A 16,602-nucleotide genomic window follows, 5' to 3' on the forward strand; every position below is an offset into this window, starting at 1 on the left:
GTTTGCTGGTCTGGCTTTTTCTGGCTCATTCTTTTGCTCCGCCCATGATCGCTGCAAGCGCCTCAAGTTCCTTGGCCAGGGGCTTGATCCCGCGCGCACGGTTGTAGAGCCAGTTCGCAAGGAGCACTGCAAAGGCGATGGACGCAATCACACCAATGAGGAAAAACATGTCGTTGAAGGCAAGGATCGCCGCGTCGCGCCCCGCCTGCTGGATCAGTTGCCCGGCGCCGCTGGCCTGCCGCAGCACCGGATCGGCCATGGTGGCGTTATAGGCGGCAGCACGCTGCTGGATGGCCTGCGCAACGGCGGGATCGGTCAGCGATAATTCCCGCCCGATTTCCATCAGATGCACTTTTGTCCGAATGGTCTGGAACGCGGCCAGCCCGGCAACACCGGCCAGCCCGCCCAGTGTTTGCGAAAGCGAGAACACGGCAATGAAGCTGATGATATAGTCCATCCCCCGTGCCAGTGCGCGCAGCAACCCTTCCATCATGGCCGATCCGATGAAGTAGATCGCGGCAAAGGCCATCATCGCCTGCGTCCAGTAGAAATTCTCCGGGCGCGACAGCAGGCCGGCGCGCGTATCGATGAAAGCCGCCACGGCTATCAGCGCCAGCGCCACCAGCAATGGGCGTTGCAGATCACTGACATCCAGTCGCACGATCAGCACCACAAGGCCAAGCAACGTCGCGCCGGTGATGATCCAGTAATAGGTCACCAGTTGATCGTTTATCATGCCGACTGTGGCCAGCAGGCCGCCAGCTCCAAAACCCTGTTCGGACAGCAAAACCCGCATCAGGGCGCCGGTAACGGCAAAGATGAGGATGTTCTTGCTCGTCATCCAGCGGGTATGCAGCATGGGATTGGCGCGGTTATGTTCGATCAGGAATGCGGCGCCGATCATCACCATGGCGCCCGCCAGCGCCCATCCCAGCCACGGGGTGCTCCACCACTGGATGCGGCCCTGCACGAGGAACGCGCACAGCAGCCCCATCCCGGTGGCCAGGAGCGGGAAGGTGACAAGATCCAGCTTCTCGAAAGCCTTCTCGATATCGCCGGGCGGCAGCGGCAGGATGAATACCGAGCCGAAGGCCACCAGCGAAAGTGCGAATTGCAGGTCGAACAGGTGGGTGATGTCGCCCCCGGCAACCAGTGCGGGTGAGATGGCGCGCGCCAGCGGCAGGGCAATTTGCGACAGACCAAGGCCAATCAGGACGCCCGCGATCCGCGCCTTCGACGGCAGCCCCTGCATCAGGTAATAGATGCCCAGCGTCGTCAGGCCACTGGCGGCGATGCCGGAAATCCCGCGCGAGACCAGCTCGATCTCGTAGCCTGCGTCGAACAGTTGCACGAAGTTGGCCAGCAGCAGCGTGCCCATGGCGATACGGACAAAACGCTGGATGCCGAACTGCTGGCGAAGTTTGAACAGCAATATGCTCATCAGTGCATTGGTCATGTTGTAAGCGACCGTGACCCAGCCCGATTCCACCGTGGTGAGCGCGAGATGCCCCTGCAGCCCGGTGAGATTGGCCAGCAGCAGGCCGTTCTGGAAACCGCCCAGCACGGCAAGATATATTCCGATCAGCAGATAGCCCACCTTGCGCGCCGTCGGATGATCCGGCGTGGCGGGAGAGCCTGCCAGGAAAGGCCGCTCATGCGGCTTGAACACATAGCCGCCGGAAGAAAGCGCGGAGTCAGTCATCAAGGAACAGGGGTTCGACAAGCGCTTCGTGCAGGGCTGCGCGAAAACGGCCATCATCGGAAAATTCAGGGGAATCCTGCGTCAGCCGGTCACGCCGCATGATGCAGGCGGCCGTGCCAAAGGCGAATTGCAGGAAGGTCATTTCGGGATGTGCGGCGCGGATTGCGCCATCTGCATTTGCGCGTGCGATCAGGGGAAGGAACTGGTCAAGCAGGCGGCGAGTCACATGCTCGTAGACCCATTGCGCGCGTTCGGGATCGTGATCGATGTCGCGAACCATGAAGCGTGCTGCCTCAGGCCGGGCCGCCATGAAGCCGATGTACGCGCTCATCGCGGCACGCAGCGCTGCACCCGAATCGCTGAAGCCGGTGCTGCGTGCCAGCGACGTCTGGGTCGCCTCGATCTTCTGGCCGATGATCTCGACGATCCGCTTCCACAGATCAAGTTTGGACCCGAAATTGTAAGACACCAGCGCCATGTTGACCCCGGCTTCATCGGCGATTTCACGAAGGTTGGCGGCGTCGAAACCCTTGGCGGCGAAGATGGGCACCGCGCTTTCCATGATGGCCTGCACGGAATCGATTTCGTTTCTCTTGGGCCTGCCACGACCACGTTCGGTTTGCGTCATGATCGATCCTTCCACGCGCCGCGAATGGACCGACAGATAGACGCAATTATTATTTAATCAAGCGATGAAATAAAGGGTCGGCAACGTGGTGTGCGCTTGCCCGCTCCCGCGGGGGATTCAGGCGCTCGCCCACCCTGGCGGCACGAGCGGGCCGCCCATCTCGATCGCCTTGATGAAGCCCGCTTGCCGATGCAGCCGGTCACGATAGGATTGCAGCAGAGGGAAGGCATCGAGGGCGCCTGCCATTCTGGCCATTTCAAGCGTATAGACCATCTGGATGTCGGCTAGCGTCAGTTCACCGCCCATCAGGAAAGGCCCTTCGCCCACCCCTTCGGAAATGTAGGCGAGCAGATCCTTGCCTCGCGCATCCGCGAACTGCGCGATCGGATCGGGAAGCCCGCCCATCATCCGGCCAAGCAACGGCAGCAGAAGCGGAAAACTGGCAGACCCCTCCGCCAGATCGAGCCATTGGTCGTGCATCGCGCCCTGTGCGGTGCCCGCCTTGGGAGAATGACGGCCATCGCCGTAACGAGCGTCGATATAGCGCAGGATCGCGCTCGATTCCGCAAGGACCAGATCGCCATCGACGATGAAGGGCGCCTTGCCCAGCGGATGGATATGCTTGAGATTTTCGGGCGCGCGTCCGCCAACCCTGGCGTGGCTTTGCAGCTCGTATTTGAGATCAAGCTCTTCCAATAGCCACAGAATACGTGTCGAACGCGAAGTTTCAAGGTGGTGAACGACGATCATGCGTTTATCCTCTGGAGTGGGCGCATAGTTTGTTTTTGGCGCAAGGGTCAGGATCATGCGGAGTGATGGCCGTCCTGCTCCGCTGCCTCTCCCAAACGCTCGACCAAGGCACTGGTCATGGCGCGCAGATCGGCGAGCTGGTTTTCCTCGATTCCCACCTGCTTCGACAAGGCACGCGGTATTTCCCGAGCTGCGCTATGCAGATCGCGCCCATGCGCAGTGGGTGCAATCAGAACGCGGCGTTCGTCTTGCGGATCGCGCATCCGTTCCACCAGCCCGGCACGCTCCATGCGCTTGAGCATGGGGCTGAGCGTGCCGACATCGAGGTGCAGGCAGGACTGCAGCGCACCTACCGTGACGGGCTCACGCTCCCACAGAACCAGCATCACGAGGTATTGCGAATAGGTCAGGCCAAGCGGTTCCAGCAGCGGCCGATACAGGCGCTGGAGAAGATTGGTTGCGGCATAGAGGGGGAAGCACAGCTGCCGGTCGAGCCGCAGCAGTTCATCCTCCTCTTCAGCTGATGGACGGTGCTCTGTCGTCACGGGCGATTCCGTTAGGCCTCTGCCCGAACCTTAAGGTCAACATCGACATTTCCGCGCACCGCGTTGGAATAGGGGCAGACTTCGTGTGCCTGTGCCACGATCTTTTCAGCCGTGTCCTGGTCGACCCCGGCAATAGCGACATCGAGTGCGACCGACAGGACAAAGCCACCTTCGGCATTCGGCGACATCGAGACCGTACCGACGACTGTGACGTCGTTATCGGCGATCTTGTGCGTGTTGCGGGTGACGTGGATTACCGCATTGCCGAAACAGGCAGCGTAACCAGCCGCGAAAAGCTGTTCGGGATTGGTCGCTCCACCCTTTCCGCCCAGTGCTGCGGGCAGGGCAAGATCGACTTCGAGCAACCCATCGTCGCTGGCAACGCAACCGCTACGACCGCCTGTGGCAGTGACCTGGGCAGTATAGAGTATCTTCATGGCATCGGTCCTTTTAACTGGCTGGCCATAATATGGGCTGCAATGTAATTTCGTCAAGCGGTCTCTTTTTCTATTTGGTCAGTTCCGGGGGCTGGCTGACATGGGCTATGCCTGATGATTGCTGAAGCTTTGCCGACAGATCGCCACCGATGCATTCTAATGTCCGCTTCGAGGTGATCGTCGCATGGAATTCGATGGCCTTAATTGGGGCGCGTAGCTGACGCATCATCTCGTACGATAAAGCGTCCGCTATCCCGGTATCGCTCCGTAAAACCTGCCATTCCGGATCGTTGTCTAATTGATTTGATCATCGGACTTCCTTCTTCCCGTTGGCCAAGGGTTGTCTTCGAGGTCATTGGACGGCTTTGCCAGCCTGCTGTCCAAGCCTTCATGATCGCGGCCGGGCGGTCAGGGTTGGATGTCTCTGTGTCCGACACGAGGTTAGAACCTCGACGATCCGGTCGAGATCATCCGGGCATGGCTGTTCGGGAAGAGATACGCCAAGCTCAGACCCAGCGGAACTCTGTCTCGTGCAGCCAAAGCGAATGGAGCAGGATAGCGAGCTTGCGGGCTACCGCCGTCCGTGCACGTTTGGTGCCTTTAGTCTCTTCGATACGCTTGCCCCATTCCCGCAACGCGAAGGGGCGCTGGACACGAGATAGCACTACATTGGCAGCTTCATAGAGGGCACGGCGCAGCAGCCCGTCACCGGCTTTAGATATACTGCCCAGCGTGTCGCGTTCCCCAGATTGGCTTCGACGCGGCACGAGACCAGCATAAGCACCGACATCCTCACTTCGCGCAAAGCGATGAGGGTCTTCGATACTGGCGGCATAGGTGAGCGCTGTAATCGGACCTACGCCTGGAACTGTCATAAGGCGAACGCAGACGGGATCGGCCGCCGCACGCCTTTCAAGCAGTCGGCCGGATGCACGCAATTGCTCCTCCAAGGCCTCGATTGAAGTTATCAAAGGGGCAAACAACGGTTCGAGATCCGGTCGCTGCTGGAACAGCGCATGCAGACGTTCTGCGCGCTTCCCGGTCGTATTCACCGATCCCATCCGCAGGCCGAAGAGTTTCATGAGCCCCCGCAGCTGGTTCGCCATGGCATTTCGCGCAGTGATCAGTTGCATGCGAATACGGAGGGCAGCTCGGTCAATGTGTGTGGCCGATGCCTTCATATGGACGCGCTTGAACCATCCTGTCCGCGCAAGATGCGCCAGCCCCTCAGCATCATGGACGTCGCTCTTATTGACCCGCGCGGCCAACACACCCTTGGCATGTCGAGCACAGATGCACTCGACGGGGACACCTCGCTCGGTCAGGCCATGATAAAGGAATGTGGCCAGTGCACCGGTTTCGAGCACGGCGCGAACAAGATCAGGGCCATATTTCTCGAACCATCTGGCCAGAACCTCCGGATCACTCGCTACGACATCACGTCGCAGAATTTCCCCCTCGGAATCTACAAGACATACATGTGTGGTCTTGTCGCTTACGTCCAACCCTGCATAGATCGACATTGGTCACCCTCCTGCATTGAAGCGTTCATGCGACTTCGTACCATCTAGGAGGGCGGCTACATCAATTACGCGGTGTCCGACGCAGCAGCCGTTCCGACCTGACAAATTGATGTCCGCTTTCGGGCAACCGAAGAGCCGCGTCTCATGACCGAATTCGGGCGCTAAGCTGACACGCCGGCGCGCCGATCGGAACGTCCGCTATCCCATCGAGCTTTCCAAAAGCCGCCGTTCCGGACTGTCCAAACTAGCGGCTCTAAATCAAGTGGTGTCATCCAGCTCAAACATTTACCACGAGATAGCCAATGTTCTGGAGAAAGCCTCGGGACGCTTCCCCTATCCATATCAGGTCGTCAAACTGTATCCGGTCCTGCCCGGGTGGTCGGCGCTGTGTCCAGGTGCTTGCACTAAGGGTGCCGGCGGTTGTTTCCAAGCGACTTCTCAACGCCCGGGCAGGGCTATCCATTGAGCAGCGGAGTCTTCGGCGATACAGTCAGGGCATCTGCCGACAGGACAACTATGCGCGTCGACCTCGATCATCTTCCCGAAGTACAACAAGCAGAACTTGCACGCGTCCGCGAGACGTTGATGACCGAATTCTCGCGGGCGATTTCCGGCGCGACCCAGCCGTGGAAGCGCAATGGGCGTATCCTCAAGATCATCTTGTTCGGCAGCTATGCACGCGACGACTGGGTCGATGAGCCGGACAATGGGTATCAGTCGGATTTCGATTTGCTGATCATCGTCAATCACGAAAGCCTGACCGACATCGCCGACTATTGGTACATCGCCGAGGACAAAATACTGCATGACCCGACGGTCGGTCGCCCGGTCAATATAATCGTACACACGCTGCAGGAAGTTAATCAGGCGCTCGAACGCGGTGAGTATTTTTGGGTCGATATCGTCCGCGACGGAATAGTGGTTTATGAACTGCCGAACCACGCCCTGACTGCGCCCCAGCCACTAGCACCAACGGATGCGTATGAGATGGCGAAACGGTATTTTGACGAAAAAATTGTTTCGTTGGGCGAATGGATCGAACTGGCTGAAATGGCTTTTAGTAAAGGGGCATCGGGCTCATGGCAAAACAAAGCTGCCTTCAATTTTCATCAGGCTACGGAAACGGCCTACGCATGCTTTCTATTGGTCCGCACACTCTACTTCCCCCGCTCGCACAATATTAAATTCCTGCGTTCTCTGGCGGAGGACAAGGAGCCCCGGCTGATCGAGGCGTGGTCGCGTGGATCGAGGGCTGACCGCAGACGGTTCGAGCTTTTGAAACGCGCCTATGTCGAAGCACGTTATTCGGCGAGTTACGAAATAGGTGCCGAGGATCTTGAGGCTATCTCCGCATCAGTGAAACAGCTTCGCGAAATCGTCGAAGCGGTCTGCCGCGATCACCTCGACCTGCTGCGGCGCGACGCCCAACATTGAGTCGGCGGTGGACAATCCGCCAAAGCCCAACGGAGCGCAGCATCGCTCACGCCGTCGTTCCCGTTAACCGCTCCTGCGCTCGCTCTGACTGAAAGGCGAAACAGCAGTTATCACTCAACTGGCGCGAGAGACCTTTTATTCGCTGTACTTCAATTTGTAGCAACCTCTCCGCAGCTTACTTCACTTTTCAGATGATTTGACTGTCATAGCTTGAACTATGGCGACGCCAGTATAGTCTATTGGCGCGCCGCAATCAGGGCGGCGCCGAGGCGTGAGAACCTCGCTTGGGACAAGTCACCGGTTGCTTTCTGCGGCCGGGTGGTCGGCGTGCATGTCCAGGTCGTGCGCGGCTAAAGGCGTCGGCGCGTGTTTTCCCAAGCACGTTCTCATCACCCGGCTTTTTAAAGGCCGAGCCTCGCTTGCGGAGGCCGGTCAATGGATAAGACTGCAATTTACGATGGTCGGGAGGGACGGCGTTGCCGTCCAAACCTGACGTGCGGGTGAACCCGGCCGAGGCCGAGCCTATTGACGCGCCGGAAGCGGACGCCGGTGGCATGGAAGCTCGGCAGAAGCCGGATGCAGCAGCGCTCTATGCAGCCGAAGCACCCCGCCTACATCGTTTTTTCCGGCGACGCACCGCCTGTCCCGACGAGGCGCAGGACCTCGTACAGGAGACCTTCACCCGAGTAATTGGACATGACGTACCAACAACGCTCCGTAATCCCAGCGGTTATCTGACCCGCATCGCCCAGAATCTTTTGCGTGACCGGGCAAAAGTCGCGCGGCGGCGTTCAGCCGATCTACACTTCTCCTACGAAGGCGACCTTCCCTCCAGCACCGACCCGGTTCATTTGCTCGAGGTGCGGAACATGCTTGACTGGCTCGAGGCCGCCATGCTGGAGCTTCCCGTCACCACACGGGAGGTTTTCATGGCGCACCGCATCGAGGGGCTTACCTATGCCGAGATCGCTGGCCGCAGCGGCCTAACCATCAAGCAGGTCGAAAAGGCGATCGCCCGTGCCCTGGTCGAACTCGACCGCGCACTGGGCCCGCGCTGATGCCACCGCAACGGCCGAAATCTGGGCCGAGCGATGACGTGCGCCTGGCTGCCGCGGAATGGTTTGCGCGCATGCGAGGGCCCGATGCGGAACGTCATCGCGCCGAATTCGAGACCTGGTACCGCGCCCATTCCGCTCATGCAGCCGCCTATGACCGAATGGGACTGCGCTGGGATCAAAGCGGACTTGTCGGCCACACCCCATCAGGCCGGGCGCGACAAGGCTTGCCCGAAGCGCCACAGCGGCGCTTTCCGGTCCGTGCACTCGCTCTCGTGGCCTCGGCCGCCGCGATCATAGTCGTCGTTACATTGCTTCTTTCAGCGCGCGGCAACGTCCCCATGCAAGACCCTGGCCCCCAAGTTACAAACAACAACACGTCGGTCGAAACTCCCAGAGGGGATATCCGACGCGTGACGCTTCCCGATGGTTCGGTCGTCACGCTTGATAGCGACAGCCGCATTGCCGTCGCCTTCACATCTGGCGACCGGCGCCTTCGCCTAGTTGCCGGCCGCGCCCGGTTTGAAGTCGCGCATGAAGCCGACCGGCCTTTTATCGTCGCAGCGGGTGGCGGTGAGGTTGTCGCGACCGGCACGCAGTTCGACATCTCGCTGATCGGTGGCGAGCCAAGCGTACGGCTGATCGAAGGATCGATCGAGGTTCAAAGACCAGTAGCCTCAACGGAAGCCGATCCAACCTTGTCGAAGGTCCGATTAAAACCGGGGCAAATGGCGCTGGTCGATACGCCTGCACCGCCCCAGCTTGCTTCGACGGCGGGTGAGCGCTGGGTGTCGGGAACGCTGAGCTTCGAGAATGCCCCCCTTGCGGACGTGCTCGCCGAAGCCAATCGTTACACTACCCGCCAGGTCCGGCTCAGCGACCCTTCACTCGGTTCGCTGCGCTTCACCGGCGGCTTTCGTGCTGGCAATCCCGACCAGTTGGCCACGGCGCTGGCGTCCGGCTTTGAGCTGCGTATTGACCGGGGCCCGGACGGCGATCTGGTGCTCACCAAGCCCTAAGGCACAACGGCTCTCCAAAAAAAAATTCGCGCACGCCGGGGGAAACCCGCGCCGCTGTCGTCAGACACCCCAAGCGATCCGCATGGTGCGGGCGCTGGGGAGACAGCAGCATGGGACGTGGCGGATATCAACTGGTTCAGATGGGCGTGTCGGCGGTCGCGTTGTGCATGGCGATGCCCGCCTGCGCACAAAGCAGCGAGCAGCAACACTATAACCTGCCCCCGCAGGATCTCGCGCGCTCGGTGCGCGCCGTCGTCGATCAGTCGGGCGCGACGATCGTTGCGCCAGCCGATCTGCTTGCGGGCCTGCGCGCACCTGCACTGCGCGGTGAGTTCACGCCTGAGCAGGCACTGGTTCGGCTGATCTCGGGGACGTCGCTGCGGATCGCTCGGGTCGGCAACGCCCTTGTCCTCCAGCGCGTTCCTGCTGACCTCGGTCAGGACGCGGCAGCGTCCGATGCCGCTGACAATGAAATTCTCGTCACCGGAACGCGCATTCGCGGGCGGGCACCGGCGGGCGCCGCCGTCACCACGATCGATCGCAGCGATATCGAGCAGAGCGGCTATGCAACAACCCAAGAAATCTTGCAGGCGCTGCCGCAAAATTTCGGCGGCGGTCCGAATGAGACCACCATCGAGACCAATCGCGGCAATGCCTCGCTCAATCAGAATTATGGGTCCGGGGTCAATCTCCGCGGTCTCGGCACCGGCTCAACGCTTGTCCTGCTCAACGGAGAACGCCCTCCCATGGCGGGTTTCGCAGGCGTCTTCACCGATCTTTCGATGATTCCCACGATCGCTATCCAGCGCATCGAAGTCCTGCCTGACGGCGCCTCGGCGCTATACGGATCGGACGCGGTAGCAGGCGTAGTCAACATCATTCCGCGAAGTCAGTTCGAAGGGTTTGAGACCACCGCGCGCTACGGGCTTGCCGATGGCTTTGATGAAATTCAGGCAGGTGCCATCGGCGGCAAGCGTTGGGCCACCGGCAATATTGTGCTCGCCCATGACTACTACCGGCGCAGCCGCCTCGCGGTCGCGGATCGACCCTATATCAGCGAAGATCTGCGCCGCTTCGGCGGCGGCGATTATCGGGCCAACTATGCCAATCCGGGCACAATTGTTGCCGACGGCCAGACCTTTGCAATCCCTGCGGGGCAGGATGGTAGCAATCTCTCGGCTTCCGATCTCGTGGCGGGAACGCAGAACGCGCAGGATCAATGGCTCGGCGCCGACGCGCTACCGTTTCAGGAGCGTCATGCGCTGTTCGCCGCCGCGCGCCAGGAAGTTATGCCAGGCCTGGAATTTTATGCGCAGGCATTGTTCGGCAGCCGGCGATTTGACCGGCATCTGCGTGCCTCAAGCAATAACGCACTGCGCAGCGTACCGATCACCAACCCATCTTATGTCGATCCGATCGGCACGAACCAGCCGATCCAGGTGCGCTACAGTTTCGTGGAGGATCTGGGGCCAGAATCGCTTCGCGGAAGGTCGGAAGCGCTCGGCGCCAGTTCGGGGCTTCGGTTCGATGTAGGACAATGGTTGTTTGATGCGCATGCGACCTATGGCACGCAGCGCGAAAACTCGGTGTTTTATAATCGGGTCAATACCGCGCGGCTCGCCGCGGCCCTCGCCGACACGGATCCTGCGACAGCCTATAACCTGCTTGGAGACGGAGCGAACACCAATCCGGCAACGATTAAATTGGTCCGAGGCAGCACAACCGACAGCGGGCGCTATACGATGCTGTCGGGACTTGCGCGCGCCGATGGCCCGCTATTCCAGCTACCAGGCGGCGATGCCCGGATCGCGCTGGGAGGCGAATATCGGTACGAACGATTTCGCGACAAACCCGCGATAAGCGATACAACGACGCTGACCCCCGTCGAACTTGCACCGACGCCGATGCCCGATCCGCGGAGGGTTACTGCCGGCTATGCAGAGCTTCTCCTGCCGCTGGCGTCTCCGGAACTCGGCCTTGCGGGATTACATCGGCTCGATCTGTCGGCGGCGGTTCGTTACGAGCACTACAGCGACTTCGGCGATACGACCAATCCCAAACTGGGGCTTTCCTGGCAGCCCTTTGAAAGCCTGACATTGCGCGGAACCTGGGGCACTTCGTTTCGGGCACCGACCTTCAATGACCTGCGCCCCGATCTTGCAACACCGCTCCAGTTCGCAATCGGTCTCACTGACCCGGCATCCGACACCGGGCTGACCTATGCTCTGATCCTGCGCGGGACGGTGCCGGATCTGGGTCCGGAACGCGCAACCAGCTGGACCGCAGGATTTGATCTGGAACCAGATTTCATGCCCGGCCTGACCGCGCGGTTGACCTATTTCGACATCGATTATCGCGACAGGATCGCGAGCCCCGCTTCCGAAACGCTCAACTTCCTCATCAACCGGGCGACCTATGCCTCGATCATTGATGCGCCCGCAGACCCGGCGATAGTCGCGGCCTATTTCTCGGGACCGGGCTACGTTGCCTTGTACCCGATAACCGCCTCCCAGGTCACAACGATCATCGATTCGCGTACGCAGAACCTCGCAAGCCAGCATCTCAACGGCTTCGATTTCGATCTCGCCTATCAGGGCAAGTTTTACGACGGTGCGTTTGAAGTGGGCGTAGGCGGTAGTTGGCTGATCGGCTTCCGCCAGGCGCTGACCGACGATGCACCGGAAGTCGACATTCTGGATACGCTTGGCAACCCTGTCGATCTGCGTCTCCGCGGCCGCGCGAGCTATTCCGGCCCGCAATTCGGCGCGTCACTGTTCGTGAACTATGTCGATGGCTATGAGAACCGTACAGGCGCGGTGCCACAACAGGTCGATGCCTGGGTCACCGTGGACGCTCGGATCAGCTACCGGCTTGCTGCAGAAAAGGGCCCGCTTGCCGGGACGGCCATTGCCCTGAGCGCGAGCAATCTGTTTGACAATGATCCACCGTTCACGGTCAATAATCTCGGGCTGACGACGATCGGCTACGATCCGGAGAATGCCAGCCCTCAAGGACGGGTCGTCGCGCTCCAGGTGACCAAATCATGGTGATGCTGGGAGCCCTTCTTTGGGCAACGGCAAGCCAGTTCGTACCGCCGGCCATTTCCTGCCGCGAGCGATTACAGCCACGGGCCAATGTAGAGACGCCCACGCCACGCGCAGTGACGGCGGACGACATCATCGAATTGCGCGACTTCGGGGATCCCTGGCAGAATCCGTCGATGGACAGCCCTTTCGCGCTTTCGCCGGACGGACGCCACATTGCCATTGCGCTGCGCCGCGCCAGCGTCGCGGGCAATGACTATTGCTATGGCATCATGCTGGTTTCGCTCGATGATGACACATGGCGGCTCCTCGACGCAGGCGGCGAACCGATAATCATGAGCAGCGATTATTTCGGACGAGCCGACAAGGTGAATGGGACCGTGACCAGTCCGCCGCTTGCCTGGTCGCCGGATGGCAAGTGGATCGCCTATCTGCGGCGCGATCACGGACGCACCCAGGTCTGGCGCGTGGGGTTACAGGAAAAGTCAGCGCAACAGGTCACGCATGCTCCAGTCGATGTCCGTCGCTTCGCCTGGTCATCCGACGGGACTGCCATCCGCTTCACGACCCGTCCCGGCATATCGGACGCGGAAGCCGCCATCATAGCGGAAGGCCGAAGCGGCTATGTCTTTGATGATCGCTTCTGGCCGCTAAGCGCAGAGCGACCTCTTCCGCAAGGAACTGTGCCATATGTCGAGCAAACAATCGACCTCGCGACGGAAGTGGTGAGCAAGGCTCAGCCTTCATCCCCGCGCCCTTCGGGCAAGGACAATGCCATCGCACGGCCCGGCGATCCGGACACGCTGGCCTGGCTCGAGCCCGAAGAGACAACGGCATTTCTGACTTCCAAACGCCTCCACGCCAGTTTGCAGGGGCGCGAGGAGGTCTGCTCTGCAGCGGTCTGCACCGATGTTGCCGGTTTTTGGTGGGACCGCGACGGCAGTGTTCTTCTCCTTCATGATGAAAGTTACGCCGGTGGTGGGCGTCTGACTCTCTACCGATGGAAGCCCGGCCAGACGGTACCGAAGCGGCAATGGCAGACGGACGCGCTCCTCATCGGCTGTACACTTCTCCAGTCTTCACTGGTTTGCGCCGAGGAAGCTGCCGACCAGCCACGGAGGCTCGTGCGGGTTGCAGTCAGCGACGGCATGATAACCCCGGTATTTGATCCAAATCCCGAATGGACCGCCATCCGCACCGGGCGGCTCGAATTGCTCAAGGTCAAATCGGCTGACGGCGCGCCCAGCTTCGCCCGTCTCGTCCTGCCGCCCGGGCATCGGGCCGGTGAACGCCATCCGCTGGTCATCGTTCAATACACCAGCCGTGGATTTCTGCGCGGCGGGACGGGCGATGAATATCCGATACATCTGCTTGCAGAACGCGGCTATGCGGTGCTGAGCTTCCATAAGCCGCCGCAACCGGGGACTGAGCCGCCCTCACCCGATCTCGATAGCTTCGTGCGCCGCAATCTGGCCGGGCTTGCCGAGCGGCGCCGCGATTTCACCGCGCTGGAAGCCGCGATCGATGCCGCCATCGCGCGCGGCGCGGTCGACCCCGAGCGTATAGCGATCACTGGCCTTAGCGACGGCGCGAGTACAGTCGCCTACGCGCTCCTCCACAGCCAGCGCTATGCAGCGGCGATCCTCAGCACCTGCTGTGATGAACCGAGTTTCACCCAGTATCTGTCAGGGCCCGCTTATGCGGCAGTCACCGAGAAATGGGGCTATCCGGGCTATGGCGAGGAAGGCTTCTGGCCCGACTATTCGCTGGCGCAAGACGCGGCGAAAGCTGAACCCCCGCCCATCCTCATTCAGGCTTCCGATGAAGAATATCGCATGGCGTTACAGACTGTAGCAGCGCTTCGCGCCGCGCGGCGACCGGTCGACATGTATGTCTTTCCCGACGAAATGCATGTGAAATGGCAGCCCGAACATCGCGCGGCGATCTATGCAAGGGGTATCGACTGGCTCGACTACTGGTTGCGCGGCAAAATGGATGACGACCCTGCCAAGAAAGAACAGTATCGCCGCTGGCATGCGCTTGCGGCCAGCGGTAGCGGCCGCAGCCCGGTTTCAGCTCGACCATGAGCGCGCCCAGGCTTCAGCATCGACAAGACCGAGAATACGGCCCGCGCTACGCCCGGAGACCGGCGATGCCGGAGCAAGTTGCTGCTCAATCGCCTTGCAATCGAGCAGCCCGTACTGGGCCAGCAAACCGTCGAGCAGCATCGTGCGGACCTGATCTCTGCGTATTTCGAGAATGCGTGAAATCATTCCCGCAAAGCTCCCTTTGCTTTGCCGATCAAGAATGTCGCCGGGGAGATATTCCGCAAAGGCGGCCCGGGCAACGGCGCGATTTTGGCCGCCCGCGCACCACTGCCAGCTTGGAATCGACAGGCAGGTTTCGATGACCGGTTGCGAGAGCAGAGGTGCGATAAGTGGCGCATGTGCGAGCCGTGTATGTCCTTCAAGGTAATTTTGAATGCGCAGGATTGCAGCCACATGCGCGCGGCTTCCCGGCGCGGCTTGTTCGCAAGCCGTAAGCCAGGGATGCGCGGGCGGCCGACACGTTCCTGCAACCACCTCATTGGCTAGAAAGTCGGGAGTCCAGTGCCACTCCTGCGCTGCCGACCGCCGAAACCCTCGCCGTACGGTTTTGGCGAGAACCTCCCACCGTCCAACCTCGCAAACCTGTGCGATATCCGCCGCGGTTCGCCAGCTTCCCGCGATGTCGCACGTTCGCAGGCGGTCGCGTACCGGTGCAATCGAGGACAAGAAGCAAAAGACATTGTCGCCGCCATTGCCGGTAAAAAAGACATCGGCCCCGATGCGCCTTGCAGCCTCATGGCTCAGACGATCGGTTTCCTGAATGAAGCTCCTCGCATGGGGTCGTGGCAGATGTGCTGCAGCCGACACGTCGAGCCGCACCGCGCTTGCGTCCGGACGCATCTTGTCGAGCGATGCGCCCAGATGATCGGATACACAGCGCGCATAGTCGGTTTCGTCGAGGTCCGCGCCCGACGCCTGGTAACTGAGGCAATGAAACCGGCTACCGGCTGACGCAAGTCCTGCAGCAACGATGCTCGAATCCAGCCCTCCGGACAGTTCGAGTAGCGGTCGTTCGAATTGCTGCGCCCATGCCTGGATCGTCGCGAGAATAGTGTCGCGAAGCTTTTGCGATGCGTCGTCAAACGCGTTGATTTTTGCCGCAATATACCGCGCAGGTGTCCATATCGTCCTGACGCTCAAGCCCTTGACGCCTATCGTGGCCATCGTCCCTGGCATCAATTCGCGAACGGCGCTCAGACACGTGTGCTCGGGGCGGGATTCTCGATAGAGCAACAGACTGCCGAGAGCGTACCAATCGATTGCGAAGCTCCGCCCGGTAATCTGTGAAAGCAATCTAGCATCGGGCGCAAAGCCCCAGCCATCTTCAAGCGGCGTGAAATAGCAGGGATTTGGACCGGATACGCCGCGAAGGACGGAGCAACCCTCCGGAGCCTGCGCGAAACCGATATAACCTCCCCAGACATTGGCAGGAAGCTCATCCAGGGCTGCGATCCGGGCGGCAGCGGACCTCCCATCTTCAAAGGAGCGGGTAAAAATTTCACCGAGGATGACGCCAGACATTTCCGTAACGAAGGTCACCCGGACATCTGCGTCTGCAATTACCGTAAGCCAGGGCAACTGATACACGCATGTCATTCCCACTCCCGCACCGGCGGCGATCGCCCTGTCGATCGCGGAAGGCGGGGCGCCGATCAATGCGACGTAGCGGCGGGACATTGTGCAAGGATCGGGGTGTATCGGACGACATGATCGAGCATGTCATTGAGAAGCGTCGCACCCGTCTGGACCCAGCAATGTGCGCCGAACGGCTGCGCAGTGACCCCGAAAACGAGTGTCGTCGCGTGACCATGCCGGGCAAGAAAGGTCGTCAATGCCAGAGAGTCGGGCAGGCACGATATCTGATGCTTGGGAAACCAGTTACGAACGCGCGCAAATTCAAGCGCCAAATCATTGACGGACAATCGCCGCAGCGCCCGATCTCCAATGTCATCGCCAAATGATAATGTCGCTTCGGCAACGAGTTGCTGTAACGGCCGGGTTCGGACGCGGCGACGCATACGCATCAACAGCGAGGCCGCTTCACAGTTCCGCGACCATCGCGATCCGCCCGTCTGGTTCAGCTGGGTGGCAACCTTGGTGGGAGCTGCGAATGTGCAAGGCAGCACAGAAGAAATTTGATCCAGTTGTGCAGACACCACCAGATTATGGCGAACAAGGACATCGGGCATCGCATGCGCGGGGTCACGCTGCTCTGACCATCGGCAGAACGCCTTGTTCACGCCGCGGGGGAGCGCAAAATAGCGATCACGCGACAGGTCCAGAAAGATGGCCTGGCCCTCGACCCAACAGAAGCTGACATGATCAGCGAGACGCCACATGAAATAGCCTTACGCAAA

Annotated in this window: 13 protein-coding genes; 5 read left to right on the forward strand and 8 right to left on the reverse strand. The window is 60.5% G+C overall.

The window, feature by feature from the left end; genetic code table 11:
- Positions 1-25 precede the first annotated feature (25 nt).
- From LOZ74_RS13210 to LOZ74_RS13235, 6 genes are all read right to left on the reverse strand, one after another.
- Positions 26-1,702: an MFS transporter gene (locus tag LOZ74_RS13210; RefSeq protein ID WP_230293891.1), complete on the reverse strand. Its 1,677-nt coding sequence runs from the start codon at positions 1,700-1,702 to the stop codon at positions 26-28.
- A complete protein-coding gene (locus LOZ74_RS13215; protein WP_230280425.1) occupies positions 1,695-2,330 on the reverse strand; it encodes a TetR/AcrR family transcriptional regulator in 636 nt (211 codons plus the stop codon). The genes LOZ74_RS13210 and LOZ74_RS13215 overlap by 8 nt, the downstream gene beginning before the upstream one ends.
- Before the next feature lie 117 nt (positions 2,331-2,447).
- Positions 2,448-3,080, reverse strand: a complete 633-nt coding sequence (locus LOZ74_RS13220; protein WP_230280424.1) for a glutathione S-transferase family protein — start codon at positions 3,078-3,080, stop codon at positions 2,448-2,450.
- Positions 3,081-3,133: 53 nt separating this feature from the next.
- Positions 3,134-3,625: a MarR family winged helix-turn-helix transcriptional regulator gene (locus tag LOZ74_RS18260; RefSeq protein WP_160771784.1), complete on the reverse strand. Its 492-nt coding sequence runs from the start codon at positions 3,623-3,625 to the stop codon at positions 3,134-3,136.
- Positions 3,626-3,636: 11 nt separating this feature from the next.
- Positions 3,637-4,062: an organic hydroperoxide resistance protein gene (locus LOZ74_RS13230; RefSeq protein WP_160771783.1), complete on the reverse strand. Its 426-nt coding sequence runs from the start codon at positions 4,060-4,062 to the stop codon at positions 3,637-3,639.
- A 506-nt stretch (positions 4,063-4,568) separates the two neighbouring features.
- Positions 4,569-5,585, reverse strand: a complete 1,017-nt coding sequence (locus LOZ74_RS13235) for an IS110 family transposase (RefSeq protein WP_230280423.1) — start codon at positions 5,583-5,585, stop codon at positions 4,569-4,571.
- A gap of 516 nt (positions 5,586-6,101) precedes the next feature.
- Between LOZ74_RS13235 and LOZ74_RS13240 the strand changes: the two genes are divergently transcribed.
- The 5 genes from LOZ74_RS13240 to LOZ74_RS13260 all read left to right on the forward strand — a co-directional run bounded on the left by LOZ74_RS13240 (position 6,102) and on the right by LOZ74_RS13260 (position 14,224).
- The gene (locus LOZ74_RS13240) at positions 6,102-7,019 is read left to right on the forward strand and encodes a HEPN domain-containing protein (RefSeq protein WP_230291551.1); all 918 of its coding nucleotides are present in this window, start codon (positions 6,102-6,104) and stop codon (positions 7,017-7,019) included.
- A gap of 476 nt (positions 7,020-7,495) precedes the next feature.
- Positions 7,496-8,077 (forward strand): RNA polymerase sigma factor, encoded by a 582-nt coding sequence (locus LOZ74_RS13245; RefSeq protein ID WP_230291552.1) that lies wholly within the window; start codon positions 7,496-7,498, stop codon positions 8,075-8,077.
- A 410-nt stretch (positions 8,078-8,487) separates the two neighbouring features.
- Positions 8,488-9,093 (forward strand): FecR family protein, encoded by a 606-nt coding sequence (locus LOZ74_RS13250; protein ID WP_230291553.1) that lies wholly within the window; start codon positions 8,488-8,490, stop codon positions 9,091-9,093.
- A 110-nt stretch (positions 9,094-9,203) separates the two neighbouring features.
- Positions 9,204-12,143, forward strand: coding sequence for a TonB-dependent receptor (locus LOZ74_RS13255; protein WP_230291554.1), 2,940 nt, complete (start codon positions 9,204-9,206; stop codon positions 12,141-12,143).
- A complete protein-coding gene (locus LOZ74_RS13260; RefSeq protein ID WP_230291555.1) occupies positions 12,137-14,224 on the forward strand; it encodes an Atxe2 family lasso peptide isopeptidase in 2,088 nt (695 codons plus the stop codon). The genes LOZ74_RS13255 and LOZ74_RS13260 overlap by 7 nt, the downstream gene beginning before the upstream one ends.
- Here LOZ74_RS13260 and LOZ74_RS13265 read toward each other — a convergent pair.
- Both LOZ74_RS13265 and LOZ74_RS13270 read right to left on the reverse strand, forming a co-directional pair.
- Complete coding sequence (locus tag LOZ74_RS13265; protein ID WP_230291556.1) at positions 14,210-15,922, reverse strand: asparagine synthetase B family protein; 1,713 nt, start codon at positions 15,920-15,922, stop codon at positions 14,210-14,212. The two genes, LOZ74_RS13260 and LOZ74_RS13265, sit on opposite strands and share 15 nt — an antisense overlap.
- Positions 15,898-16,584, reverse strand: a complete 687-nt coding sequence (locus LOZ74_RS13270) for a lasso peptide biosynthesis B2 protein (RefSeq protein ID WP_230291557.1) — start codon at positions 16,582-16,584, stop codon at positions 15,898-15,900. Before LOZ74_RS13270 ends, LOZ74_RS13265 begins: the two co-directional genes overlap by 25 nt.
- Positions 16,585-16,602: the final 18 nt, after the last annotated feature.

Origin of the sequence: Croceicoccus sp. Ery5, assembly GCF_020985325.1 — a bacterium.
Classification (GTDB): domain Bacteria; phylum Pseudomonadota; class Alphaproteobacteria; order Sphingomonadales; family Sphingomonadaceae; genus Croceicoccus.

Excerpts from the sequence above, each read along its gene's own strand:
- LOZ74_RS13210 (WP_230293891.1), bottom strand. The coding sequence starts at position 1,702 with ATGACTGACTCCGCGCTTTCTTCCGGCGGCTATGTGTTCAAGCCGCAT.
- LOZ74_RS13215 (WP_230280425.1), bottom strand. The coding sequence starts at position 2,330 with ATGACGCAAACCGAACGTGGTCGTGGCAGGCCCAAGAGAAACGAAATC.
- LOZ74_RS13220 (WP_230280424.1), bottom strand. The coding sequence starts at position 3,080 with ATGATCGTCGTTCACCACCTTGAAACTTCGCGTTCGACACGTATTCTG.
- LOZ74_RS13230 (WP_160771783.1), bottom strand. The coding sequence starts at position 4,062 with ATGAAGATACTCTATACTGCCCAGGTCACTGCCACAGGCGGTCGTAGC.
- LOZ74_RS13235 (WP_230280423.1), bottom strand. The coding sequence starts at position 5,585 with ATGTCGATCTATGCAGGGTTGGACGTAAGCGACAAGACCACACATGTA.
- LOZ74_RS13240 (WP_230291551.1), top strand. The coding sequence starts at position 6,102 with ATGCGCGTCGACCTCGATCATCTTCCCGAAGTACAACAAGCAGAACTT.
- LOZ74_RS13255 (WP_230291554.1), top strand. The coding sequence starts at position 9,204 with ATGGGACGTGGCGGATATCAACTGGTTCAGATGGGCGTGTCGGCGGTC.
- LOZ74_RS13260 (WP_230291555.1), top strand. The coding sequence starts at position 12,137 with ATGGTGATGCTGGGAGCCCTTCTTTGGGCAACGGCAAGCCAGTTCGTA.
- LOZ74_RS13265 (WP_230291556.1), bottom strand. The coding sequence starts at position 15,922 with ATGTCCCGCCGCTACGTCGCATTGATCGGCGCCCCGCCTTCCGCGATC.
- LOZ74_RS13270 (WP_230291557.1), bottom strand. The coding sequence starts at position 16,584 with ATGTGGCGTCTCGCTGATCATGTCAGCTTCTGTTGGGTCGAGGGCCAG.